The sequence below is a fragment of the Enterococcus sp. DIV1375a genome, assembly GCF_051712205.1.
Classification (GTDB): Bacteria; Bacillota; Bacilli; order Lactobacillales; family Enterococcaceae; genus Enterococcus; species Enterococcus faecalis.
The window spans coordinates 2,196,433-2,219,968 of record NZ_JBIOOM010000001.1 but is presented as its reverse complement, the minus strand read 5'-3'; the positions used below and the strand labels follow the sequence as shown (position 1 = coordinate 2,219,968).

At 37.3% G+C, this 23,536-nt stretch carries 22 protein-coding genes; 20 read left to right on the top strand and 2 right to left on the bottom strand.

Features of this window, described 5'->3' with window-relative positions; translation table 11 throughout:
- Positions 1-35: 35 nt before the first annotated feature.
- From IGJ63_RS10780 to dinB, 6 genes are all read left to right on the top strand, one after another.
- Positions 36-875 carry a PSP1 domain-containing protein gene (locus IGJ63_RS10780; RefSeq protein ID WP_002356371.1) on the top strand — a complete coding sequence of 280 codons (840 nt, stop codon included), beginning with the start codon at positions 36-38 and terminating at the stop codon, positions 873-875.
- A complete protein-coding gene (locus IGJ63_RS10775) occupies positions 868-1,215 on the top strand; it encodes a DNA replication initiation control protein YabA (protein WP_002356372.1) in 348 nt (115 codons plus the stop codon). Before IGJ63_RS10780 ends, IGJ63_RS10775 begins: the two co-directional genes overlap by 8 nt.
- 111 nt (positions 1,216-1,326) lie before the next feature.
- The gene (gene rsmI, locus IGJ63_RS10770) at positions 1,327-2,199 is read left to right on the top strand and encodes a 16S rRNA (cytidine(1402)-2'-O)-methyltransferase (RefSeq protein WP_002359438.1); all 873 of its coding nucleotides are present in this window, start codon (positions 1,327-1,329) and stop codon (positions 2,197-2,199) included.
- 14 nt (positions 2,200-2,213) lie between these two features.
- On the top strand, positions 2,214-2,876 hold the full coding sequence (locus IGJ63_RS10765; protein WP_002356375.1) for an ABC transporter ATP-binding protein: 663 nt from the start codon (positions 2,214-2,216) through the stop codon (positions 2,874-2,876).
- Entirely contained in the window at positions 2,860-3,618 is a 759-nt protein-coding gene (locus IGJ63_RS10760; protein WP_002356377.1) for an ABC transporter permease, read from the top strand. Before IGJ63_RS10765 ends, IGJ63_RS10760 begins: the two co-directional genes overlap by 17 nt.
- Before the next feature lie 128 nt (positions 3,619-3,746).
- A complete protein-coding gene (gene dinB / locus IGJ63_RS10755; RefSeq protein ID WP_023894966.1) occupies positions 3,747-4,862 on the top strand; it encodes a DNA polymerase IV in 1,116 nt (371 codons plus the stop codon).
- Positions 4,863-4,906: 44 nt separating this feature from the next.
- On the opposite strand, the gene nrdG is transcribed toward dinB, so the two are convergent.
- On the bottom strand, positions 4,907-5,503 hold the full coding sequence (gene nrdG / locus IGJ63_RS10750) for an anaerobic ribonucleoside-triphosphate reductase activating protein (RefSeq protein WP_002356379.1): 597 nt from the start codon (positions 5,501-5,503) through the stop codon (positions 4,907-4,909).
- Positions 5,504-5,535: 32 nt separating this feature from the next.
- Positions 5,536-7,719 (bottom strand): anaerobic ribonucleoside-triphosphate reductase, encoded by a 2,184-nt coding sequence (gene nrdD, locus IGJ63_RS10745; protein WP_002385686.1) that lies wholly within the window; start codon positions 7,717-7,719, stop codon positions 5,536-5,538.
- Between the two features lie 405 nt (positions 7,720-8,124).
- Here nrdD and IGJ63_RS10740 point away from each other — a divergent pair, with 405 nt between their 5' ends.
- The 14 genes from IGJ63_RS10740 to IGJ63_RS10675 all read left to right on the top strand — a co-directional run bounded on the left by IGJ63_RS10740 (position 8,125) and on the right by IGJ63_RS10675 (position 23,526).
- Positions 8,125-8,892 carry an ABC transporter ATP-binding protein gene (locus tag IGJ63_RS10740; protein WP_002356382.1) on the top strand — a complete coding sequence of 256 codons (768 nt, stop codon included), beginning with the start codon at positions 8,125-8,127 and terminating at the stop codon, positions 8,890-8,892.
- Entirely contained in the window at positions 8,882-10,978 is a 2,097-nt protein-coding gene (locus IGJ63_RS10735) for an ABC transporter permease (RefSeq protein ID WP_002384061.1), read from the top strand. Before IGJ63_RS10740 ends, IGJ63_RS10735 begins: the two co-directional genes overlap by 11 nt.
- A 203-nt stretch (positions 10,979-11,181) precedes the next feature.
- Positions 11,182-11,331, top strand: a complete 150-nt coding sequence (locus IGJ63_RS10730; protein WP_002356384.1) for a teichoic acid D-Ala incorporation-associated protein DltX — start codon at positions 11,182-11,184, stop codon at positions 11,329-11,331.
- 14 nt (positions 11,332-11,345) lie between these two features.
- Positions 11,346-12,866 carry a D-alanine--poly(phosphoribitol) ligase subunit DltA gene (dltA, locus tag IGJ63_RS10725; protein WP_002359445.1) on the top strand — a complete coding sequence of 507 codons (1,521 nt, stop codon included), beginning with the start codon at positions 11,346-11,348 and terminating at the stop codon, positions 12,864-12,866.
- A complete protein-coding gene (dltB, locus tag IGJ63_RS10720) occupies positions 12,863-14,068 on the top strand; it encodes a D-alanyl-lipoteichoic acid biosynthesis protein DltB (RefSeq protein WP_002382500.1) in 1,206 nt (401 codons plus the stop codon). The genes dltA and dltB overlap by 4 nt, the downstream gene beginning before the upstream one ends.
- Positions 14,069-14,100: 32 nt before the next feature.
- Complete coding sequence (gene dltC, locus IGJ63_RS10715; RefSeq protein ID WP_002356389.1) at positions 14,101-14,337, top strand: D-alanine--poly(phosphoribitol) ligase subunit DltC; 237 nt, start codon at positions 14,101-14,103, stop codon at positions 14,335-14,337.
- Positions 14,337-15,611 carry a D-alanyl-lipoteichoic acid biosynthesis protein DltD gene (gene dltD, locus IGJ63_RS10710; protein ID WP_002379772.1) on the top strand — a complete coding sequence of 425 codons (1,275 nt, stop codon included), beginning with the start codon at positions 14,337-14,339 and terminating at the stop codon, positions 15,609-15,611. The genes dltC and dltD overlap by 1 nt, the downstream gene beginning before the upstream one ends.
- 212 nt (positions 15,612-15,823) lie before the next feature.
- Positions 15,824-16,906 (top strand): M42 family metallopeptidase, encoded by a 1,083-nt coding sequence (locus IGJ63_RS10705; RefSeq protein WP_002367214.1) that lies wholly within the window; start codon positions 15,824-15,826, stop codon positions 16,904-16,906.
- Positions 16,907-16,926: 20 nt separating this feature from the next.
- Positions 16,927-17,718, top strand: coding sequence for a DUF975 family protein (locus IGJ63_RS10700; RefSeq protein WP_002365061.1), 792 nt, complete (start codon positions 16,927-16,929; stop codon positions 17,716-17,718).
- Positions 17,719-17,863: 145 nt separating this feature from the next.
- The gene (locus tag IGJ63_RS10695; RefSeq protein WP_002356393.1) at positions 17,864-18,604 is read left to right on the top strand and encodes an MBL fold metallo-hydrolase; all 741 of its coding nucleotides are present in this window, start codon (positions 17,864-17,866) and stop codon (positions 18,602-18,604) included.
- 32 nt (positions 18,605-18,636) lie between these two features.
- Positions 18,637-19,641, top strand: a complete 1,005-nt coding sequence (locus tag IGJ63_RS10690) for a lipoate--protein ligase (protein ID WP_002368809.1) — start codon at positions 18,637-18,639, stop codon at positions 19,639-19,641.
- A gap of 612 nt (positions 19,642-20,253) precedes the next feature.
- On the top strand, positions 20,254-20,943 hold the full coding sequence (locus IGJ63_RS10685; protein WP_002381418.1) for an O-methyltransferase: 690 nt from the start codon (positions 20,254-20,256) through the stop codon (positions 20,941-20,943).
- Between the two features lie 240 nt (positions 20,944-21,183).
- Entirely contained in the window at positions 21,184-21,747 is a 564-nt protein-coding gene (gene ahpC, locus IGJ63_RS10680; RefSeq protein ID WP_002367212.1) for an alkyl hydroperoxide reductase subunit C, read from the top strand.
- Positions 21,748-21,843: 96 nt separating this feature from the next.
- Positions 21,844-23,526, top strand: coding sequence for an FAD-dependent oxidoreductase (locus IGJ63_RS10675; RefSeq protein WP_033627541.1), 1,683 nt, complete (start codon positions 21,844-21,846; stop codon positions 23,524-23,526).
- Positions 23,527-23,536: the final 10 nt, after the last annotated feature.

Sequence of the window (23,536 nt, the reverse complement as noted above, 5' to 3'; positions counted from 1 at the left end):
GCGACGTTCACTTGAACTAGATTAGGAGGAATAAAATGGTAGAAGTAGTAGGAGTTCGCTTCCGTGAAGCCGGTCATATCTATTATTTTGCTCCTGGAAAATCTGAGTATATTTATAATGAGAAAGTACTCGTTGAATCTCAACAGTCAAAACAATTAGCTACTGTTGCTATTCCTAAAAAAACAGTCGATTCAGACGATTTACCAGAGGACCTAAAACCCATTTTAAATAAAGCAACAGCCAATGATTTAGAAAAAGAACAAAAAAATTTGGCTGATGCAGAAGCTGCCAAAAGCATTGCCAATGAAAAAATTCGAGCTCATGACTTAAAAATGAAATTAGTGCGAGTAGAATATACCTTCGATCGTAGCAAAATGATTTTTTACTTTACGGCAGATGGGCGAATTGATTTTCGTGAATTAGTCAAAGACTTAGCGGCTATTTTCCGGACGCGAATTGAGTTACGTCAAATTGGTGTCCGAGATGAAGCGAAAATATTAGGTGGCATTGGCCCTTGTGGCAGACAACTATGTTGCTCAACATTTCTAGGAGATTTTATGCCAGTTTCAATCAAAATGGCTAAAGATCAAGGGTTATCTTTAAATCCTGTCAAAATTTCGGGATTATGTGGCCGCTTAATGTGTTGTTTGAAATACGAAAACGACGAATATGAAGCCGCTAAAAAAGAATTACCAGATTATGGAAAAGAAGTAATAACACCAGATGGCAAAGGCAAAGTCGTCGGGTTGAATCTATTAAGTCGGATTGTCAAAGTTCGTCTGCATGGTCGTGAAATCGCAGCGGATTATGATTACGAAGAAATCAAAGAAGCTACTGCGAAAGTTGCTGCTGAAAAAGGTGATCAAAATGGATAAACGTTCGCTCTATGATGGATTAAATTCGTTGGAAACTGATTTAGACAGTTCAGTGACACAATTAAGAGAAATTAAAGCAGCACTCCATGAGTTGGTAGAAAAAAATACCACGTTGGAAATCGAAAACCAACGCTTACGAGAGCATCTCCAAGAACTGAATAAGTTAGCAGGAAATACAACTGAAACTGAAAAACAAGAGCTATCAAAATCACGTATGAATTTGGAAAAACTTTATGAAGAGGGCTTCCATGTCTGCAATATTTTATATGGTTCAAGACGTGAAAATGATGAAGAATGTGCCTTTTGTCTTGATGTTATTTATGGGGAACGTACGCGTTAAGTCTAGTGGACACTGCAAATAAAAAGGAAAGGTTTGGTTTGACAGTCAATCGATTGTCAAATCAAACCTTTATCTATTTATAGAACGAAAAAGGAAAATGAGGGATGCGCTATGCAAAAACAGAAAAGTTTTGATAAGCAAACAACAAAAGGAAAATTGTATCTTGTCCCAACACCGATCGGCAATTTAGAAGATATGAGTATTCGTTGTTTAAACATATTGAAAGAAGCAACGGTGATTGCTAGTGAGGACACAAGAAACACACAAAAATTGCTAAATCATTTTGAGATTACAACACCACAAATTAGTTTACACGAACATAATTACAAAGAGCGAATTCCTCAACTGATTACACGATTGCTGAATGGTGAAACGATTGCCCAAGTTAGCGATGCAGGTATGCCTTCAATTAGTGATCCTGGCCATGAATTGGTTACAGCATGTCTTGAAGAAGAACTGGCAGTGATTGCCTTGCCAGGACCTACGGCAGGAATGACCGCTTTGATTGCCTCGGGTCTTTTACCACAGCCATTTACGTTTTATGGTTTTTTACCAAGAAAGAAAAAAGAACAGAAAGACGTGTTATCAGCATTAAAAGAAGAACGGCCGACACAGATTTTTTATGAGTCCCCCTATCGGATTGCTAAAACGGTAGCAACGTTTGCTGAAGTCTATGGTCAAGAACGCCCCGCTGTGATTTGTCGGGAATTAACGAAACTTCATGAAGAGTATTTGCGTGGTACCTTAGGAGAACTAACAGAATATTTAGCAGAAAATACGCTAAAAGGCGAGTGTTGTTTATTAGTTAGCGGGTTTACTGGTGAGAAAGAGACAATAGCAGCAATGCCAGCTATTTCCCTCAAGGAACATGTGCAAGTTTTAATGGAGGAAGAGGGACGGAGTTCAAAAGAGGCAATCAAAGAAGTGGCTAAATTGAGAAATGTAAAAAAACAAGAAGTATATAAAGAATATCATTCCATTTAAAAAAGGAGAGAAACATGAGTAATTTATTGCGAGCAGAAGGCGTGTCTTATCAAGTAAATGGTCGTAGCATTCTTTCTGATATTGATTTGTCATTTGAAACAGGCAGCAATACAACAATTGTTGGTCCTTCAGGTAGCGGGAAAAGTACATTTTTAAAAATTTTATCTTCATTATTAAGTCCTACAGAAGGCGAAATTTTTTATCAAGAAGCGCCAATTACTACAATGCCAATCGAAACATACCGCCAAAAGGTTTCTTATTGTTTTCAGCAGCCAACTTTATTTGGTGAAACCGTGTATGATAATTTGTTATTTCCATTTACCGTCAGACAAGAAGCGTTTAATCAGGAAAAAGTCGTGGCATTACTCCAACAAGTGAAATTGCCCGCTGCTTATCTTGAAAAGAAAATAGCCGAACTCTCTGGTGGTGAGCGACAACGGGTTGCTTTGCTACGAAACATTATTTTTGTACCAGATGTTTTATTATTAGACGAAGTTACAACGGGATTAGATGAAGAAAGCAAACAGATTGTCAATCAATTGTTAAACCAATTAAACAAAGAGCAAGGAGTCACGCTGGTTCGTGTCACGCATGATACCGAAGAAATTCAGCAAGCACAGCAAGTGATTCGTATTGTAGCAGGAAAGGTGGCGCCGACAGATGGATTTAGCAGTTAATAATTTATCCTTATTTTTTTCAGCCATGCTAGTGGTGGTCGCATTAATTATTAGTACTAAAGAAAAATTAGGTTTTACCAAAGATATTATTATTAGTGTGATTCGAGCAGTCATTCAATTAGTCGCAGTCGGCTATTTATTAAAATATGTTTTTCAAGTCAATAACCTGATTTTAACGCTCATCATGGTTTTGGTGATTGTTTCCAACGCAGCCTTTAATGCAAAAAAACGCAGCCAGCAATTACAAAAGGGCTTTTTGATTTCTTTCATTGCAATTGGTTGTAGTACAGGAATTACCATTGGTATTTTGATTTTTTCTGGTTCTATTAAATTTATTCCTTCTCAAATCATTCCTATCAGTGGGATGATTGCCAGCAATTCGATGGTGGCAATTGGTTTATGCTATCGCAATTTAGATACTCTTTTTCAAAACCAACGGCAAGCGGTAATGGAGAAACTAGCATTAGGTGCAACTATCAAACTCGCCTCTTTACCAATCATCCAACAAAGTGTGAAAACCGGGATGGCGCCGACGATTGATTCTGCCAAAACTGTCGGAATTGTTAGTTTACCTGGGATGATGTCAGGCTTAATTTTTGCGGGCGTTGATCCTGTCCATGCGATAAAATATCAGATTATGGTGACTTTTATGTTGCTATCAGCAACAAGTATTGGTTCAGTGATTGCAACTTATCTTGCCTATAAAGGCTACTATAATCAACAAAAACAATTGGTCGTTTAATTAAAAAGCTGGAAATCTGTGTTTATAACTTCACGGATTTTCAGCTTTTTCTGGTTGAAATAAAGAAGTTTCAATTTGAAAAAGAACGGACGTTCGTATATAATGGAGGGAGGAGGCGAATCAAAATGATGAGCGAATTACGTTTTCCCTTAAAAAAAGATACGTCGAGAAAAATTATACATATAGATATGGACGCGTTTTTTGCTTCAGTTGAAGAACGAGATCATCCAGAGTTAGTAGGACATCCGTTAGTTATTGCGCGCCATCCAAGTGATACTGGGGGCAAAGGAGTGGTGACCACAGCGAATTATATTGCTCGACAGTACGGTATTCACTCGGCTATGAGTGCTCAAAAGGCGTATGAACTATGTCCAAGTGCCATTTTTAAGCCAGGTAATTATCAGAAATATAGTGAAATTTCTCAAGAAATCCGTGAAATTTTTCGCCGCTATACAGATGTGATTGAACCGGTATCTATTGACGAAGCGTATTTAGATGTAACTGAAAATAAGGTCAACAGTAAGTCGGCTATTAAAATTGCGAAAATGATCCAATATGATATTTGGCATGAATTGCAGTTAACTTGCTCGGCAGGTGTTAGTTACAATAAGTTTTTAGCCAAGTTAGCATCAGATTTTCAGAAACCAAAGGGCCTGACGGTTGTCTTACCAGAAGAGGCCGAAGATTTTTTGAAAGCATTACCGATTGAAGATTTCCACGGAATCGGGAAAAAAACAGTGCCTAAAATGCATGAACTAGGGATTTTTACTGGAGCAGATTTATACAAGCAAGATGAGATGACGTTGATTCGGTTATTCGGTAAAATGGGTTATTCATTGTATCGTAAAGTCCGCGGTATCCATGATGCGCCAGTTCAAGTGACTAGAGATCGTAAGTCGGTAGGCAAGGAACATACTTACGGCACCCCTTTAACGACGGAAGAGCAGGTTACGGCTCAATTGAGACAATTAGCAGCAGGGGTTGAGCGTGCATTGCAACGAGTGCAAAAGCATGGCAAAACAGTAGTCCTGAAAGTTCGTTATACTGACTATACGACGATTACGAAACGTGTGACATTACCTGAATATATTTCTAAAAAAGAAGAACTTTTCTATCAAGCGAATTTAATTTGGGAAGATATTTTAGGTTTAGAACAAGGAATCCGTTTATTAGGCATTACTTTAACGAATTTAGATCCACTAGCGTATGAAAACATTGTTTTACCTTTATGGGAAAAAAGTTAGCCCTTTAGACACATCCTCAAGAGATGGCTAAAGGGCTAACTTTTTTAAATTGATTTTTTGATTTGTTCATAAGACGTTTCGGCGTCATGACATTTTTCCCAAATAACAGCTTTGCCAGCAGCAAGTGATTTGGGTACATCAATAATCCGTTGATTACTACTGCCACGAAATTGTAAATTTAAATTACGTTTTGCCAGTTCAAAGCGCCCATCAACTAAAATGTCAATTGAATGGAGTAGTTCAAGCTTATCAGGCGTTTCTAAAAGTAGTTCTTCAAAGGTATACCCAGACCAAGACCAGATATCTTTGGCTGAGCCAAATGTTTCCCGCACACGTTTGACTACACTAAGACAAACATCTGTATTCAGAAAAGGTTCACCACCCAAAAGAGTCAAACCTTGGACATAGTCATGGGACAAATCTTCAATAATTTGATTCATTAAAGATTCTGTAAACGGCGTACCGTAATTGAAATTTTGGACAGCTTTGTTAAAACAACCTTCACAAGCAAAGAGACAGCCGCTCACATATAAACTATTGCGTACACCTTCGCCATCAACAAAGTTGAACGCTTTGTAATCGGCAATCTTTTTTTGGCTGTAGTCTTCGGTTTTCCATTCTTGTGGTTTCGGATTACGCATCAGCAAAACTTCTTTCTATAGAATAATCGAGTTTAATTTTTTAAATGTTTCACACGAGAGGAAATTTCTTTGTGACGACCATGTACCATTGGGCGAGCTTGCGGGTTACCTAAATAACCACAAGTCCGTTTAACGACATCACAAGTCTTAGGATCATGATTGCCACATTCTGGACATTCAAAGCCACGTTCAGTTGGATGGAAGTCCCCTTCAAAACCACAGGCATAACAATGATCAATTGGCGTATTGGTTCCTAAATAGCCAACTTTGTCATAAGCGTAATCCCAGACAGCTTCAAGTGCTTTGGGATTTTGCTGTAACATGGGGTATTCACAGTAGTGGATAAAACCACCAGAACAATATTTTGGATAATCCTTTTCAAAATCAAGTTTTTCAAAAGGCGTTGGATTTTTGCGTACATCATAATGGAAACTATTTGTGTAATATTCTTTATCTGTAATATTTTCGACGATGCCAAATTTTTCAGTATCTAAACGGCAAAAACGGTCAGTCAAGCTTTCGCTCGGTGTAGAGTAGACACTAAAATGATAGCCGTATTCGTTGCCCCAGTTGTCGGCATTTTTTTTCAGTTCTTTTAAAATATCCAGTGTAAAGTTTTTGGCCTCTTGATTGTCCTCCCAAGCACCGCCGTAAAAGGCAGAAGCCACTTCATACAAGCCAATATAGCCAAGCGAAACCGTGGCACGTTTGTTTTTAAACAGTTCATCTACGGCATCCTGTGTAGCTAAACGTTTTCCAAATGCACCATACATGTATAAAATCGGTGCATTCGCTGGTTTAGCTTCTTTAACACGTTCAACCCGATAAACCAAAGCATCTTTAACGATCGCCAAACGTTCATTTAAAATTTGCCAGAACTTTTCTTGGCTTCCTTGCGCTTCTAAAGCGATTCTTGGTAAGTTCAAGGTCACAACGCCTAAATTCATTCGGCCAACATTTACTTCTTCACCTTGTTCGTCTTTCCAGCCTTGTAAAAAGGAACGACAGCCCATTGGTACCTTAAAACTACCTGTTAGTTCAACGATTTTATCATAGTTTAAAACATCAGGATACATGCGTTTCGTTGCGCATTCCAGTGCCAGTTGTTTAATATCGTAATTTGGATCAGTAGGTTGCGCATTGACGCCGCGTTTAATTGTGAAAATCAGTTTTGGGAAAATAGCTGTTCGTTTTTCAATCCCTAAACCATTAATTCGGATTTGTAAAATCGCCCGTTGAATTTCTCGCTCAAACCAGTTGGTACCTAAACCAAATCCCAGAGAAGTAAAAGGGGTTTGTCCATTGGAAGTAAATAAGGTATTAATTTCATACTCAAGACTTTGCATGGCATCAAAAATATCTTTTTTCGTTTTCTTCCGAGCGAATGCTTTTTGGCGTTCTTCTCCTTCAATCCATTCTTGCGCATCTGCTAAATGTTTTTCATAATTACGTTCCGCAAAAGGCGCTAATAATTCATCAATTCGATCGGCAGAGCAACCACCATATTGACTGGAAGCTACATTGGCAATAATTTGAGAAATTTGTGCAGTGGCCGTTTGAATTGATTTTGGTGATTCGACATCAGCGTTCCCAATTTTAAAGCCATTGTTTAGCATGCCTTTAAAATCAATTAAACAGCAGTTTGTCATGGGAGTATATGGATGATAATCTAAATCGTGGTAATGAATGTCGCCTTTTTGATGGGCATTAGCCACGTGTGAAGGCAACATCTTTAAACCAATTGATTTTCCAACAATCCCAGCGGTTAGATCACGTTGCGTATTAAAAACGTCACTGTCTTTGTTGGCATTTTCGTTCACGACAGTCTGATCTTTATTAATTAATTTGCCGATAGATACATTAATATCAGTCGCTTTACTACGCTCAAAATCACGTTGAGTTCTGTAATGAATGTATTCTTCGGCTAAGGCATATTCGTTGTTGGATAGCAGAGTATGTTCCACAATATTTTGAATTTCATAAATTTTTACGTTATTGGTAAAACGTTCGGCAATTTCTCGATTGACATCGGCAACAATCGATTGGACTTTTTGATGTGTCAAAGGAGTGACTTGGTCATGTATTTTTTGTTCAGCTTTGATCAAAGCGTCGTATATTTTTTGATCATCGAAAGTCACTAAACGACCATCCCGTTTGACGACTTTAATTGTTGAGAGATTAACATCCTCGGCTTTTTCATCAGTAATCTTCATCATTTTATCCAGCTCCTTATATCTCGTTAGTAACTATCCTAATACAAAGGTCGGCTAAATTCAATCGATATATTGCGTATTTTTAGTAAAATATCACTAGACAAACACTATATATTGTGCTTGCGCTGTTTTGAAAAAATATGAAAACAAATGAAGAAAAGGATTGAGCAAATTTTTTTGCGTGAAAAAAATTCTTTGTCCAAATTAAAAAACAGCAAAGATTTTTTTGCCAAATTGCTAAAAGCAACACTAAAAAATAACAATTATTAAATAATAATTGTTTGCGGATTTATTCACGAAATGCCAATTATTCTTTGACTACCGAACGATATTGTAAGATAAAACGATGTTCATTCAGATTTTTTCTTGGTAAAATAAGAGTAATAACAAAACGTTGGAGCGAGAAAAATGAAAAAAATTGTAGAAGTAAACCATGTCAGCAAGACATATGGTCGTTTAAATAATAAAACAGAAGTATTAGATAATATTTCGTTTACCGTTGATGAAGGCGAATTTGTGGGGATTATGGGTCCCAGTGGTGCTGGGAAATCGACACTGTTGAATGTCTTATCCTCGATTATTTTGCCAACCGCAGGAATCGTGCGCATCGCCGGACAAGATATTTTAAAAATGCGAGATAATCAATTAAGTGATTTTCGAAGAAACGAAATGGGGTTTATTTTTCAATCGTTTAACCTAATTGATACGTTAAATGTGAAGGACAATATTCTGTTGCCTTTAGCTGTAGAAAAAGTTTCATTAGAAGAAATGGATAAACGTTTGTTACATGTGACTTCGATTTTGGGGATTCAGGAGCTTTTATCTGCTTATCCACCAGAGATATCTGTGGGACAAAAACAACGGGTAGCAGCTGCTCGTGCTTTGATTACGAACCCTAAAATTATTTTTGCAGATGAACCAACTGGCTCGCTGGATTCAAAATCAGCAACAGAATTGTTGAAATATTTAGCTGAAATTAATCTACATGATGATGCCACAATTTTGATGGTGACACATGACCCGTACACGGCCAGTTTTTGCAATCGCATCTTATTCATTAAAGACGGTGCGATTTTCTCAGAAGTTGTTCGTCAAGGATCACGTAAGGAATTTTTTAATCGTGTGATAGATATGCAAGCAACGATTGGTGGAGGCGGGCGCGCAAATGATTTTTAAACTATCATTAAAAAATTTAAAAGCTCATGTACCTAATTATCTGGTTTATTACATTAGTATGACTTTTGCAGCGGTCGTTTATTATTGTTTCCGTGCGATTGCTTACAACCAGCCTCTTGTCGCAGGTGCAGGCCGTGATATCGAAATTAAGCGATCTTTAGGACTCGGTAGTACCTTAGTCACCATTATTATTTTGGGCTTTATGTTGGCAGCAAATCGTTTTTTTATAGGAAAACGTAGCCAAGAAATTGGCTTGTATCGATTAATTGGCTTGAGAAAGAGCCAAGTTTCACTAATTTTTTTAGTGGAAAATTTAGTTTTAGGCTTTGTTTCACTAATTAATGGGATTATTTTAGGAGTGATTTTCACCAAGTTGTTTTCAATGATTTTAGCCAAAGTTATGTTTTTAGAAGTCCCCAGTTTCTTCTATATTTCTTGGCGTTCCGTTATTGAAACCGGTGTAGCTTTTGCATTTATGATTTTGATTGTCTGCTTAAGAAGTATTTGGATGATTTATCGTTATCCATTGTCGCAGCTTATGCACCAAGAAAAAATTGGTCAAATTAATTATAGTCGTTTAACGAAACGGCGGCAGTTTCTAGGTATTTTAGGACCTATTTGTTTACTGGCTGGTTATTTTATTGCGTTTGATTTTCGGAATTTAGCGACAGGTATTGTGTATAAACAATTAAATGATTCATTGGATATCTCGATTCCGATGATTATTACATTGACGCCTTTTATCATTTTGGGTCTCTGTGTGGTGGGAACTTATTTATTTTTCCGTTATACCATGTATTTTATCATTCGCTTATTTAATCATAGAAAAAAATGGTATTACCAAGATTTACGCATGATTACTTTAGGCAATGCCAAACGCTACTTATTTAAAAGTAGCAAAACACTCACTGGTTTGACCTTGTTAATTGCGACAGCCTTGAGTGGGATTGGCGTGATGGTTTTTGTGTATACGATTAGTATGCACACGGTCAACAGTGATGGCCCCGTGGACTTTTTAGTTTCACAGGAAAGCTATCCTAAATTGAAGAAAGTTCTCGATGAAGCGAAGGACACCAAAATAAAAAATGAAGTGACACTTTCTTATAAAATTACTGGAATTGAACGAAGTTTGCGAATTGGTCAAGCGCAAGAGGAACAAGAAACGATTGAAGCAGTTAATGTTTTATCCTTCTCAAATTACCGCAACTATCAAAAAATTAATCCTTATTTAAACGATTTACATTTAAAAAATGACCAAAGTGTTATCTATATGGATAGCTTTACCAATATTTTAAGTGGTATGTCTCGTTATGAATCGAAACTGCAATTTGTTGAAGGAGAGAAGGCACAACTGCAACAAGTGCTGCCTAACTATCTAGGCAATTTTTTATTGCAATATTCCTTACCAACGATTGTCGTTTCCGATGCCCTTTATCAGAAAGTGACAAAAAATTCCATTCAGTATCAGATTAACGCCGTAAATGTTGACACGAAAAGCCGTGAAAAACTTTATGAAGCCGTAAATAAACAGATTGCCACAGAATGGCAAGCGCCAATTTTGTATAAGTATGAAAAAAATAACCAGCAGTTGAGTGGTTTTGCCAAACAAATGCCTAACGAAGAGGTAAAGAATACGCAAGATGATGTCACAGAAACTTGGCGGCTAAATATGAATGATCGCTACGCCTCTTTACGCTATGAACGAAAAATTAACGGCTTGACTTTATATGTCTCCATGTTTGTGGCAATTTTAGCGTTGTTTATTACGGGCAGTATTTTGATGTTACGACAACTCTTTTCAGCTGTAAGTGAGCGTCAAGATTACGTGACTTTAAAACGGATGGGTGTTTCTAGTAAAGCGATAACTAAGCAAATTTATCGACAGAATAGTTTGATTTTCTTTCCGCCGATGGTCATTGGGATTTTGCATACTACCTTTGCCATTTATTTGCTAAGCCAATTTATTAAGAGTCCAGGATATTTGTTAGTATATCTTTCTTGTGGAATCTTAATAATTGTTTATCTAATTTTTTATATTTTAACATCTGCCATTTATGCGCGGATGATTCGACACATCCATTTTTAAAAAACTGTAAAAGCCGTTGTGAAGCGGTTTTTACAGTTTCTTTATGCGAAAAAATTATGAGAGTTCCGTTTATGAAAATCATGAAAATTTAAGAAGTGACGAAATTGTTAGTTTTTTTATTAAATTGTAAGAAATTTCAATGGACTTTGCTGAAATATAGCATAAAATAATGGATAGCGATTAACCTTAGGAGGTGAATGATAATGAAAACAACTTTTCAGAAAATTCTCAATAACGAAAGTCTTAAATTCATCGGTAAAACGTTATTTTATTCTTTCATTGTCATTGCATTAATTTATCTTTATCATTACAAGAATATCAATGGAGGAACCTTCATTTATAACGAGTTTTAAGGAGGCGGCTATACATGGAAAAAGTAATTAATATGATTCAAACGATTGATGAATGGGCACGTAAAGAACCCCAACGTCCTGTTTATTTAACCGAAGAAAAAGTCTCTACGTATGGAGAGTTAAAAGAAAAGTCAGACAATCTAGCCGCTTATTTAGCTGAGCTGAAAACGGACAAGTCAGCGATTGTCGTATACGGAGAATTAGATTTTGAAATGATTGTGAGTTTTCTAGGCGCATCGAAAGCTGGTTTTAGCTATATCCCCATTGATGCACATACACCAAAAGAACGCATTGAACTAATTCTAAACGTAGCCAAACCAACCGCAGTGATTGCTGTGCATGAATGGCCTGAGTTAGCCACCGAAGTGCCAGTAATTACGGCGGAAGAATTAACAGAAATGATGATGCATGCACCTCGGCATGCGCCTGCGTTAATACCTGTCACAGGAGCAAGTAATTACTATATCATTTTCACTTCAGGGACAACTGGCGTACCAAAGGGTGTGCAAATCAGCCATGATAATTTAGTTAGCTTTACGAATTGGTTGTTGCAAGATTTTGGTTTAGAAGAAGGGGCCCGCTTTTTAGCACAGGCACCTTATTCGTTTGATTTATCGGTGATGTCTATTTATCCCGCATTGGCGTTAGGTGGCTCATTAACTCCGTTACCCAATGAAATCATTAACGATTTTAAACAATTATTTACGCGTTTGCCACAATTAACAATCGACGTCTGGGTTTCAACACCGTCCTTTATTGAATTGTGTCTAATGGAACCAAGCTTCGATGGTGAACATCTACCAGCACTGCGCACGTTTTTATTCTGCGGAGAAGAATTACCAAAACCAACGGCTGAGAAATTAGCCGCTCGTTTCCCAACTGCGCATATTTATAATACGTATGGGCCGACAGAAGCGACTGTAGCGATTAGTGCCATTGAAATCACTCAAGAAGTTTTAAAAAGTGTCCAACGTTTACCAATTGGGTATGTGAAAGAGGATACGCAAATTTATATTATGGAAGGCATGTCAAAATTACCTGCAGGTGAAATTGGTGAAATCGTCATTGCTGGACCAAGTGTTTCCAAAGGATATCTAAATAATCCTGCGAAAACAGCTGAAGCTTTTTTCCAATTAGATGGCGTACCAGCTTATCGCACAGGCGATGCTGGAAAGTTAGTCGATAACCTATTGCAGTATGAGGGACGCTTAGATTTTCAAATTAAATTGCATGGCTACCGCATTGAGTTAGAAGAAGTGGATCATCACTTAACGAATGTTTCCTACGTGAAACAAGCAGTCGTTGTGCCGAAATATCAAGGAAATAAAGTCCAACAATTAATTGCCTATGTCGTTCCGCAAGCACATGAATTTTCAAGTGATTTTCAATTAACTAAGGCAATTAAACAAGAATTAGCCACGTTGACAATGGACTATATGATTCCGCAAAAATTTGTATATGTTGAACAATTACCTTTGACAAGTAATGGCAAAATTGATCGGAAAGGGTTGATGAATGAGGTGAATGCCACATGATGAATTTTCCTCATATGATTCCCTATAATGCACCGTATTACTTTGTTCTGCTAATTGCGGCTCTGTTGCCAATGATTTTAACTTTAGCCATTAAAGGGACACGTTGGCCTTGGTACCAAACACTCGTGACACTGGTCTTTCTATATATCAGTTTTGGTGGCGAATTTTGGCAACAAGGAGTCGCTCTGATTGTATATGTTATTTATCAGACGTTACTAACGTGGGGCTATGCGGCTTATCGAAAAAATAAAAATGCAGGTTGGGTCTTTTATCTGGCTGTCTTTTTAGCTATATTACCGCTTGTTTGGGTGAAAGTTTCTCCCTTCATGACAGGCAAAACAACCTTACTTGGCTTTTTAGGGATTTCTTATTTAACCTTTAAAGCGGTCCAAGTGGTCATGGATTTACGGGATGGCGTAATGAAAGAATATCATCCGTTTCGTTACATTCAGTTTCTCTTGTTTTTCCCGACTATTTCTTCAGGACCCATCGATCGTTATCGGCGCTTTGAAAAAGATTTGAAAAACCCGCCGAGTGCGGAGAAATATTTAGACTTTTTAGAAAAAGGAATTTTCTATTTATTTCTAGGATTTTTATATAAGTTTATTATCAGTCATTATCTTGGTGGTGTCTTTTTACCACATGTGGAAAAAATGGCCTTGGCACAAGGTGGTTTATCCTGGTGGACAGTCGGCTATATGTATAATTACAGTTTGTATCTATTCTTTGATTTCGCAGGCTATAGTTTACTGGCCGTTGGCACAAGTTATTTAATGGGCTATGATACACCAATGAACTTTAACAAACCGTTTCTAAGTTGGAATATTAAAGAATTCTGGAATCGTTGGCACATGACCTTATCTTTTTGGTTCCGTGATTACATTTACATGCGCTTAATGTTTTTCTTAATGAAAAAGAAAGTCTTTAAAAGTCGGATCGTGACTTCTAATATTGGTTACTTTGCGTTGTTCTTAATCATGGGCATTTGGCATGGATTAACGTGGTTCTACATCGCTTATGGGCTCTACCATGCAACACTAATTTGTGTAACAGATGCTTGGCTACGTTTTAAGAAAAAACATAAAGACAAGATACCATCAAACAAATTTACACATGCATTTGCAGTCTTTTTAACTTTCCAAGCGGTTTGTGTCAGCTTCCTGATTTTCTCAGGATTTTTAGACAAACTATGGTTTAAATAAATAAAAATAAAAATATAAAGGGGCAATTTATAATGAACATTCAAGAAACAGTATTAAACATTTTAGAAGATATTACAGGAACAGACGAAGTTGTGAACAATCAAGACATTCAATTATTTGAAGAAGGATTATTGGACTCTTTAGCGACGGTTCAATTATTAGTAGAAATTGAAGGACAATTAGGAATCCAAGTTCCTGTATCAGACTTTGACCGTGAAGTATGGGGAACACCAAAACAAATCATTCAACAAGTGGAAGCTTTACAATAATGTCTAGAAAAAAACGACTAATCAGAATCTTAGGTCCAGTGCTTTGTTCAGCGGTCTTGGTTGCAGTGTTCTTTTTTGCACCGTTCAGAATCAATTTAACTTCCGAAAAAACGTTGAAGGAAGCATCAACGTCAATGGCACCGAACGTTTTAAAAGGCAATGTGATTAAAAACAAAGCAGTGGCTTCTGGTAAATATGTTCCTTTTTTTGGCTCTTCTGAATTAAGTCGATTTAGTGCTTTCCACCCTAGTGTGCTCTCTGAAAAGTATCAACGGAACTATCGACCGTTTTTACTAGGAGAAGCGGGCACACAGTCATTAACCCAAGCAATGGTCATTCATTCGATGGGCGATGCGATTGCCAATAAGAAAGCGGTCTTTATTTTATCTCCGCAATGGTTTGTCAAAAAGGGTGTACCTAATGATAGTTTTGGTGCACACTATTCACAATTACAAACCTATCAATGGTTAGCTAATTTAACCGAATTAACCAGCGGTGACCAATATCTAGCACAACGTTTGACCAAATTTCCAGTTGTTCAAAAAGACAAAGTCTTAATGGAAACTTTGGCAAATCTGCAGGCAGGGCAACTTCCCCAACGCTCTCAACGAGATTATTTTATAATGAATCTCCGTTTCTTGAATCGTGAAGATGAATTGTTTAGCCAAATTGGCATGGTTAGCAGAGAACCAATTGTTGAAAAAGATATGAAACAATTACCTGCTACTTATAATTTTAATGAATTAGATCAGCTAGCTGGAAAAATTGCGGCAAAAGCCATTAATAATAATAAATTTGAAATTAGTAACGGTTTTTATCGCCAACGGATTAAACCAGTTTTACCGAAATTAGCTCATTCACAAAAGAAATGGGATTATCGTTTTTCTCCAGAATATGGTGATTTCCAAGCTGCGTTAGAACAGTTAGCAGAAAAAAATGTCGATGTTTTATTTGTAATCCCACCTGTTAACAAACGTTGGTCGGACTATACGGGCTTGTCACAAGATATGTTGCAACAAGTAGCACGCAAGCTGAAATATCAACTTCAAGAGCAAGGGTTTACTAACATTGCTGACTTCTCAACATGTAGTAATGAACGCTACTTTATGGCGGACACGATTCATTTAGGTTGGCGTGGTTGGCTTGCTGTTGATCGTCAAGTAGATGAATTTATGAAACAATCTGCGTCTAAAAAGTTAGCGTATCAAATTGATGATCGTTTTTATCAGACAGATTGGCAACAACAAAATCCATTGGTCTTACCTCAATTTTAAGAAGGCAAGATGGATCAAGTACCAATTATCTGAAGCGGACTAGAAACGCTTCGTAACAATGAAAATAGCCTGTACCTGCCGTTGAATAACGAGCGTGCAGGCTGTTTTTTCGTTTATTTTTAGTGGAGAACGTTGCTCAATTTATTTTTTGTAAGTATTTTTTTAGTTCGTGGTATAATGGATAAAATTGGTTTTTGAGGGGAGTTATTTTTATGGATGCAAAAGAAGAAAAAATGTTAATTGATTTAACAAGTGCTAAAGGGATTGCTGGGAATGAAGACGAAGTACGTTCGTTATTTAAAAAGTATGCAGCACCGTATGCGGATAAATTTTTATATGATGGCCTTGGCAGTATTATTGCAAAAAATGTTGGTGATAAAGAAGGACCAAAAGTCTACATTTCTGGGCATATGGATGAAGTCGGTTTCATGGTTACCCAAATCACAGAAAAAGGCTTTTTAAAATTTCAAACCGTTGGTGGTTGGTGGGGGCAAGTGATGTTGGCCCAACAAGTTCAGATTAAAACTACGACTGGTAAGGTTTACCATGGTGTCATTGGGTCTAAACCACCGCATGTGTTAACAGCGGAAGTTCGTAACAAACCCTATGAGATTGCAGATATGTTTATTGATATTGGTGCAAGTAGCGATCAACAAGTTGCAGAATGGGGGATTCATCCAGGGGATATGGTGACACCATATATTGACTATCGTCGCATGAATGATACAAAATTTTTATTGGCAAAAGCGTGGGATAACCGAATTGGTACGGCCGTTTCATTAAAAGTTTTAGAAAATTTAGCGACAGAAGGGCACCCCAATATTTTATTTGCAGGCAGTGATGTGCAAGAAGAAGTGGGGCTACGCGGTGCGCAAACAAGTACGCATCTTGTGAATCCAGACATAGCGTTTGCTTTAGACACAGGAACAGCTGGTGACACACCAGGAATGACACCTAAAGAAGCCGACTCTGTTTTAGGTGAAGGGCCACAAATTTTGATTTATGATGCATCAATGATTCCGCATAAAAAATTACGTGATTTTGTTATTCAAGTGGCGGAAGAAAATAACATTCCCTTCCAATATACAGTGATTACAGGGGGAGGTACGGATGCTGGCCGCATGCATTTAACGCGCAACGGGATTCCATCATTAGCCATCACGGTGCCTGTTAGATATCTGCATTCACATACCTCAGTTATTCATGAAGATGATTATTTCAACACAGTCAAATTAGTCACAGAAGTGGTGAAACGTCTAGATAAAGAAACAGTCGCTAAATTGACTAGTTATTAGTTTCAGAAAGGATGGAATGAATGAAAAGTTTAGTAACAAATTCGCAACATCGTGCCAATGCTCGCAGAGCTCTTGATGGGCAATGGGGGATCATGGCTTGGTTAACTTTCTTAGGAGTGGTTTTACAGAGCTTCTTAACATCGATTGTGCAAAATTTATTTTCTGGTGAAAATCAAGTTTTTCAAAGTAGTTTTGCCGCAGTATTACTGCAAATTTTTGTTTTATTCGCGTTAAGTTATGCGCTATATTACGCAGCCTTGAAGGTGTTGCGTGGTGAAAAGGTGCGGGTCAATATTTTAATGAGTGTTTTTCAAGGAAAATATTATGGTCCGCTATTTGTGGTCAACCTACTTCAAAAAGTACTTGAACGTGTAATTGGTTTGTTATTTTTGTTACCAATTTTATTTGGGGCAGGGACAACCTTGTATTTCAAATTGATGTTTAATACAGTTACACCAGAGGAAATCCAAGCCTTTTTCTTAAATGATTTTTCCTTTTTCCTAGCATTTGGCGTTGCCACTATCTTGATCTTTTTAATTGGTTTATTTGTGAGTGGCGTTTTTCAATTTGCTGTGTGGCTACGTTTTGATAATCCAGAACTGCCAATTATGATGGCGTTGAAACAGGCGTTATATTTAATGAAAAATCGTTTTTGGCAATATTTATGTTTACAATTTTCTTTTATTGGTTGGTATATTGTGGGCTTTTTAGCTATTGGTATCGGTCTATTATGGGTGATTCCTTATAACTATGTAGCGTTAGCTAGTTTTTATCAAACTGCCTTAGAAGAAAAAGGTTTAGCCGAAGAATAAAATAGAAGCTTGAATCCTTCGTTATCTCGACAAAGGGTTCAGGTTTTTTCTTTGGTCTTTTTGTGAAAATTTAAGCGTTTTAACCTCGTTTTTCCGTTATTTTATGGTAACATGGAAGTATCGTATTGAAGGAGGTTGTCCACACATGAAATTGACTGTCTTAGGCTGTTTAGGTGCTTATCCATACAAAGGAGAAGGAACGAGTTCCTATTTGTTAGAATCTGAAGGCTTTCATTTGCTTATTGATGCAGGCAGTACGACATTAGTGCGTTTAGAAAACTATCTAGATCCATTGAAATTAGATGCTGTCATTCTGTCGCATTATCATCATGACCATATCGCAGATTTAGGCGTTTTACAATATTATCGTCAGCTTTATCCAACGCTGGAACCGACGCCTATTTTGCCAATATATGGCCATACACAAGATCAAATGCATTTCAAAGAACTAACGCTTCCTAACGTTTCCGAAGGGAAAGAGTATTTTGAAGCAGAAGAGTTGGCAGTAGGACCATTTTTAATTACTTTCATGGAAACGATTCATCCTGTCACTTGTTACGCGATGCGGATTGTTGAAAAAGCGACTGGCAAAGTCTTTGTCTTTACAGGAGACTCTGGTTACTTAGCAAGTTTTGAAGACTTTGCAAAAGACGCTGATTTATTCTTAGCGGATACGTACTTATTTGAAGGTAATGAACGACATCATGCACATTTTACGTCAAGAGAAGCGGGTGAAATTGCCAAAGCCGCACAAGTCAAACAATTGATGTTGACCCATTTACCACAACATGGGTCATTGGAACAACTACGGGAAGAAGCGCAAAACTATGCTGGAACGGAAATTCCAGTGACATTAGCCCAACCAGATTTAACAGTTGAGATTTAAAAAAGTAACTATACCAAGGGAGAGAACCGATTGTGATTTTTGTACCGAATGAAAATAATGACCCACGAGTGAACTTAGCAATTGAAACATATTTGTTAACAGAAATGCCTTTAGATGAGCCCATTCTTTTATTTTACATTAACGAGCCGTCAATCATTATTGGCCGTAACCAAAATACAATTGAAGAAATTAACAAAGAATATGTAGATGAGCACGGCATTCATGTTGTTCGTCGCTTAAGTGGCGGCGGCGCCGTTTATCATGATCATGGTAATTTGAATTTTAGTTTTATTATGCCAGATGACGGCAACTCTTTCCGTGATTTCGCAAAAGTTACCCAACCAATTATCCAAGCATTGCAGGACTTAGGCGTTGAAGGTGCCGAATTAAAAGGGCGCAATGACCTAGTGATTAATGATATGAAGTTTTCAGGAAATGCGATGTACGCTACCAACGGCCGCATGTTTGCGCATGGAACCTTAATGTTTGATAGTGATATTGATGAAGTTGTAAATACATTGAAAGTACGGAAAGATAAAATCGAATCTAAAGGTATCAAGTCTGTTCGTTCACGGGTAACAAACATTAAACCATTTTTATCTGAAGATAAACAAGAGATGACAACGGAAGAATTCCGCCAAGAAATTCTTTTGAAAATTTTCGGCGTAGATTCGATCGACCAAGTTAAAACGTATGAATTAACTGATCAAGACTGGGCGGCTATTAACAAAATTTCAGAGCAATACTATCGCAATTGGGATTGGAATTATGGTAAATCACCTGCATTTAACTTAGAACGTCGCCATCGTTTTCCAATTGGTTCAATTGAAATGAAAATGAATGTGGCGGATGGTGCCATTCAAGAAATTAAAATCTTTGGGGACTTCTTTGGGCTTGGTGAAATTAAAGATGTTGAAGATATTTTAACCGGCGTGAAATATGATAAAGCTTCTTTAGAAGAAGCCATTGATCAAATTGACGTTAAAAAATACTTTGGAAATATCGAAAAAGAAGATTTGCTTGGGTTAATTTATTAAAAAAAAGACAGCCGTTTCAAACGGTTGTCTTTTTTCTAGCTAAAAATAATTTTTAGCTTTTAGAAAGGTAGTGCTATGTGCAAAATCGTCGAAACGATTTTTATCAGGGAACTATCAAATAGCTCGCCTGCATATGTACTTGAACCAAGTCAAGTCCGGGAATTTGGTTATGTGCTTCACTATAAATCACTATCTGTAAAGAGTATACAAGATTTCCTTTCTTTTGTGATATCAAATTTTTACAGACAAAGTAGTAAAATTTGACGTTTCTTATTTTAGCAAGGTTATAGGCTTGTTTTGGGGCTTGAATTAGCAAGAATTAATAGTGATTTAAGGGAAAATATTAACATATGTAGAAATATTTTTATAAGAAATAACGAGAAAAAATCAATAGGTATGTTCTTGAGGGCTACTTTTTGACGTTTTCTGAATAAAACTTAATAAAAAATAGCAGAAACAAAGAAAAAATGTGCTTACAAGAAGTAATCCGCACTTAGCTAGGAAGTTAAGAATGTGCATGTTATTTTCAAACAAATAATAAGAATCCTATTTCAATCCTTTACAGAGGAACAAGGACTTCGTATAATAAAGGGACGAAAAGGAGCGAAAGTGATGAGAAACGAAATGATGCATCGACCAGTCGTTAAACCAGAACTGGTTGAGTATATGCGTACAAAACAAAAGAAACTTCCCGGAGAATTAGGGGCAGTGGAGGCGGAAGCCAATGAAGCAGGGGTGCCGATTATTCCGCACGAAACAGTAGTTTTTCTACAATTTTTGCTAGGACAACTAAAGCCCAAAAATATTTTAGAAATCGGGGCAGCAATTGGTTTTTCTTCAAGCTTGATGGCCCAATTTGTCGGTGAAGATGGTCACGTGACCACGATTGATCGTTTTGACGTAATGATAAAAAAAGCGAAGAAAACTTACCAACGCCTAGACTTAGAAGAAAAGGTCACTCTTTTAGAAGGACAAGCAGCTGAGATTCTACCAACGTTGGAAGGACCTTATGACTTTATTTTTATGGATAGTGCCAAATCAAAATACATTGAATTTTTACCTGAATGTTTACGGTTGCTACCAGTTGGCGGCGTTTTGATGGTGGATGATGTATTTCAAGCTGGGACAATTTTAGACCCTGCTGAGGAAGTACCGAAAAAAAATCGAGCGATTCATCGTAAATTAAACCAATTTTTAGATGTAGTCATGGCGCACCCTGATTTAACTTCTACTTTAGTTCCTCTTGGTGATGGAGTTATTTTAATTACCAAAGAGAAAGAAACGATTATTTTAGATAGTTAAAGAATGTATTCACAAAAAGAAAGCGAATCATTAAAAAGCAAGTTCTTTTAATGATTCGCTTTCTTTTTTATGTTATTTAAAAAGTTATCTCGCTATTTCTAATTGAGAATGATAATCATATAATTCTCAATAGTACAGTATTATACGCTAATAGAACCTCGTTTGTTTATAATTATTCTATTGACGGAATAATTATAAACTGTTATCCTTAAAGAGTAAAAAAACAGAGGAGGAACGACAATGAATTTAATTAATCAAAAACTTTTTGACTTTGAATGTGATGCCTATCACGATGGTGAATTTACACGAGTATCAACAGAAGATATTTTAGGAAAATGGAGTATTTTCTTCTTTTATCCAGCTGATTTTTCTTTCGTGTGTCCTACGGAATTAGGGGATATGCAAGAGCATTATGCGCATTTACAGGAATTAAATTGTGAGGTTTACTCTGTTTCAGAAGATAGTCATTATGTGCATAAAGCATGGGCTGACGCTACAGAAACGATTGGAAAAATTAAATATCCAATGTTAGCCGATCCCAACGGTCAACTTGCTCGTTTCTTTGGCGTTTTAGATGAAGCTTCTGGAATGGCTTACCGTGCTTCATTTATTGTGAGTCCAGAAGGGGACATCAAATCTTATGAAATCAACGACATGGGTATTGGTCGTAATGCTGAAGAACTTGTTCGTAAATTAGAAGCTTCTCAATTTGTAGCAGAACATGGTGATAAAGTTTGTCCAGCCAATTGGCAACCAGGAGAAGAAACAATTGCGCCAAGCTTAGATTTAGTTGGTAAAATTTAAATTCGCTTTGTAAATAGAGGTCAAAGAGTTGGATAAAACAGAGAAAATGTTTTGTTCAGCTCTTTTTCTGAAACACAGAAGAAAGAGGAGAAGCAAGTGACAGAAGAAATCTACGATTTGATTATTATTGGTGGCGGCTCAGCTGCTTTATCTGCAGGTATCTATGCAGGTCGCGCAATGATGGATACCTTAATTATTGAAAAAGACAAAATTGGCGGACAAGTAACGACGACTTCTGAAATTGTGAACTATCCAGCGATTCGTCACACAACAGGTCCAGAACTAATGGAAGAAATGCGCATTCAAGCACAAGACTTCGGTGTAGCTTTTACAAACGACGAGATTATTGATGTTGATTTTAGTCAAACGATAAAAACTGTTCAATCGGCGAGTCAAACCTACCAAGCATATGCAGTATTGATTGCGACAGGAGCTTCTGCTCGTAAAATTGGTTTCCCTGGTGAAAGTGAATTTACAGGACGCGGCGTGGCCTATTGTTCTACTTGTGATGGGGAGTTTTTCCAAGGCCTAGATATTTTTGTGATTGGTGGCGGTTATGCAGCAGCGGAAGAGGCCGTTTATTTGACACGTTACGGTAAATCAGTAACGATGATTATCCGAGAACCTGATTTTACATGTGCAAAATTAACTGCGGAGGCGGCTAAAAATCACCCGAAAATTAAGATTGTTTATAACACAGAAGTGAAAGAAATTATGGGCGATGATTTTGTCCGGAAAGCTGTGTTTGTCAATAACCAGACGGGAGAAGAAACGGTTTATGAAGCACCAAAAGACAGTACATTTGGTCTGTTTGTTTTTGCTGGAAATAAACCAAGTACAGAAATTTTTGAAGGGAAAATTGCCTTAGACCGTGGGTATGTGCCAACAACTGAGAATATGGAAACCAATATTCCCGGAGTTTATGCAGCAGGAGATTTACGAATAAAAGAATTACGTCAAATTGTGACGGCGGTTGCAGACGGTGCAATTGCCGCCACTCATGCGCAACGTTACGTGACAGAACAAAAAACACAGGCGGGCCAACCGATTGTAACGAAGCGAATGACTGAACGATTAGCTAATCAATCTGCCCCTGAAACAAACAGTCAGCAACCAAAAGAAAAACAGCCAGCAAAAGTTACTGGTAAGCATCAGTGGTTCCCAGAAAGTATGCGCCAACAATTAAACGGTATTTTCGCTAAACTAACCAAAAAAGTGACATTACTTCAGTTTTTGGATGCAAGTGATGAAAAATCATTGGAACTTCAGTCATTCTTAACAGAATTTGCAAGTCTGGATCAGAAGATTACTTTAGAAACGATTTTGAAAGATACTGAGCCAGCCAAAGAATTGCTGTATGGGATTGAAAAAATGCCTAGCGTTGTGCTCTTAGATGCGGCAGGAAACTATACAGGAATTAAATTTAGTGGTATTCCTAGTGGCCATGAAGTAAACTCGTTGGTTTTGGCGGTTTATAATGTCGGCAGCGAGGGGCAGCCGTTAGAAGCAAGTCTGCAAAAGAACATACTTGCATTGCCAAAAAGAAAAATAGAAATCTTTGTTTCACTAACATGTCATTTCTGTCCCGATGTCGTGGCGGCTTGCCAACGTATTGCATCAATTAATCCTCATGTGGAAGCAGAAATGGTGGACATTAGTCTATTTCCAGAGTTGAAAAAAGAAAAGAAAATTATGAGCGTTCCAGCAATGCTGATTGATGGCGAACAAATGATTTTTGGTTCAAAAACAATGACCGAAATTATTGAAGCCTTGGCTTAAAAGAGGCGGG

Bases quoted from the DNA above. Each gene is read 5' to 3' on its own strand.
- IGJ63_RS10780 (WP_002356371.1), top strand. From the start codon at position 36: ATGGTAGAAGTAGTAGGAGTTCGCTTCCGTGAAGCCGGTCATATCTAT.
- IGJ63_RS10775 (WP_002356372.1), top strand. From the start codon at position 868: ATGGATAAACGTTCGCTCTATGATGGATTAAATTCGTTGGAAACTGAT.
- rsmI (WP_002359438.1), top strand. From the start codon at position 1,327: ATGCAAAAACAGAAAAGTTTTGATAAGCAAACAACAAAAGGAAAATTG.
- IGJ63_RS10765 (WP_002356375.1), top strand. From the start codon at position 2,214: ATGAGTAATTTATTGCGAGCAGAAGGCGTGTCTTATCAAGTAAATGGT.
- IGJ63_RS10760 (WP_002356377.1), top strand. From the start codon at position 2,860: ATGGATTTAGCAGTTAATAATTTATCCTTATTTTTTTCAGCCATGCTA.
- dinB (WP_023894966.1), top strand. From the start codon at position 3,747: ATGAGCGAATTACGTTTTCCCTTAAAAAAAGATACGTCGAGAAAAATT.
- nrdG (WP_002356379.1), bottom strand. From the start codon at position 5,503: ATGCGTAATCCGAAACCACAAGAATGGAAAACCGAAGACTACAGCCAA.
- nrdD (WP_002385686.1), bottom strand. From the start codon at position 7,719: ATGATGAAGATTACTGATGAAAAAGCCGAGGATGTTAATCTCTCAACA.
- IGJ63_RS10740 (WP_002356382.1), top strand. From the start codon at position 8,125: ATGAAAAAAATTGTAGAAGTAAACCATGTCAGCAAGACATATGGTCGT.
- IGJ63_RS10735 (WP_002384061.1), top strand. From the start codon at position 8,882: ATGATTTTTAAACTATCATTAAAAAATTTAAAAGCTCATGTACCTAAT.
- IGJ63_RS10730 (WP_002356384.1), top strand. From the start codon at position 11,182: ATGAAAACAACTTTTCAGAAAATTCTCAATAACGAAAGTCTTAAATTC.
- dltA (WP_002359445.1), top strand. From the start codon at position 11,346: ATGGAAAAAGTAATTAATATGATTCAAACGATTGATGAATGGGCACGT.
- dltB (WP_002382500.1), top strand. From the start codon at position 12,863: ATGATGAATTTTCCTCATATGATTCCCTATAATGCACCGTATTACTTT.
- dltC (WP_002356389.1), top strand. From the start codon at position 14,101: ATGAACATTCAAGAAACAGTATTAAACATTTTAGAAGATATTACAGGA.
- dltD (WP_002379772.1), top strand. From the start codon at position 14,337: ATGTCTAGAAAAAAACGACTAATCAGAATCTTAGGTCCAGTGCTTTGT.
- IGJ63_RS10705 (WP_002367214.1), top strand. From the start codon at position 15,824: ATGGATGCAAAAGAAGAAAAAATGTTAATTGATTTAACAAGTGCTAAA.
- IGJ63_RS10700 (WP_002365061.1), top strand. From the start codon at position 16,927: ATGAAAAGTTTAGTAACAAATTCGCAACATCGTGCCAATGCTCGCAGA.
- IGJ63_RS10695 (WP_002356393.1), top strand. From the start codon at position 17,864: ATGAAATTGACTGTCTTAGGCTGTTTAGGTGCTTATCCATACAAAGGA.
- IGJ63_RS10685 (WP_002381418.1), top strand. From the start codon at position 20,254: ATGAGAAACGAAATGATGCATCGACCAGTCGTTAAACCAGAACTGGTT.
- ahpC (WP_002367212.1), top strand. From the start codon at position 21,184: ATGAATTTAATTAATCAAAAACTTTTTGACTTTGAATGTGATGCCTAT.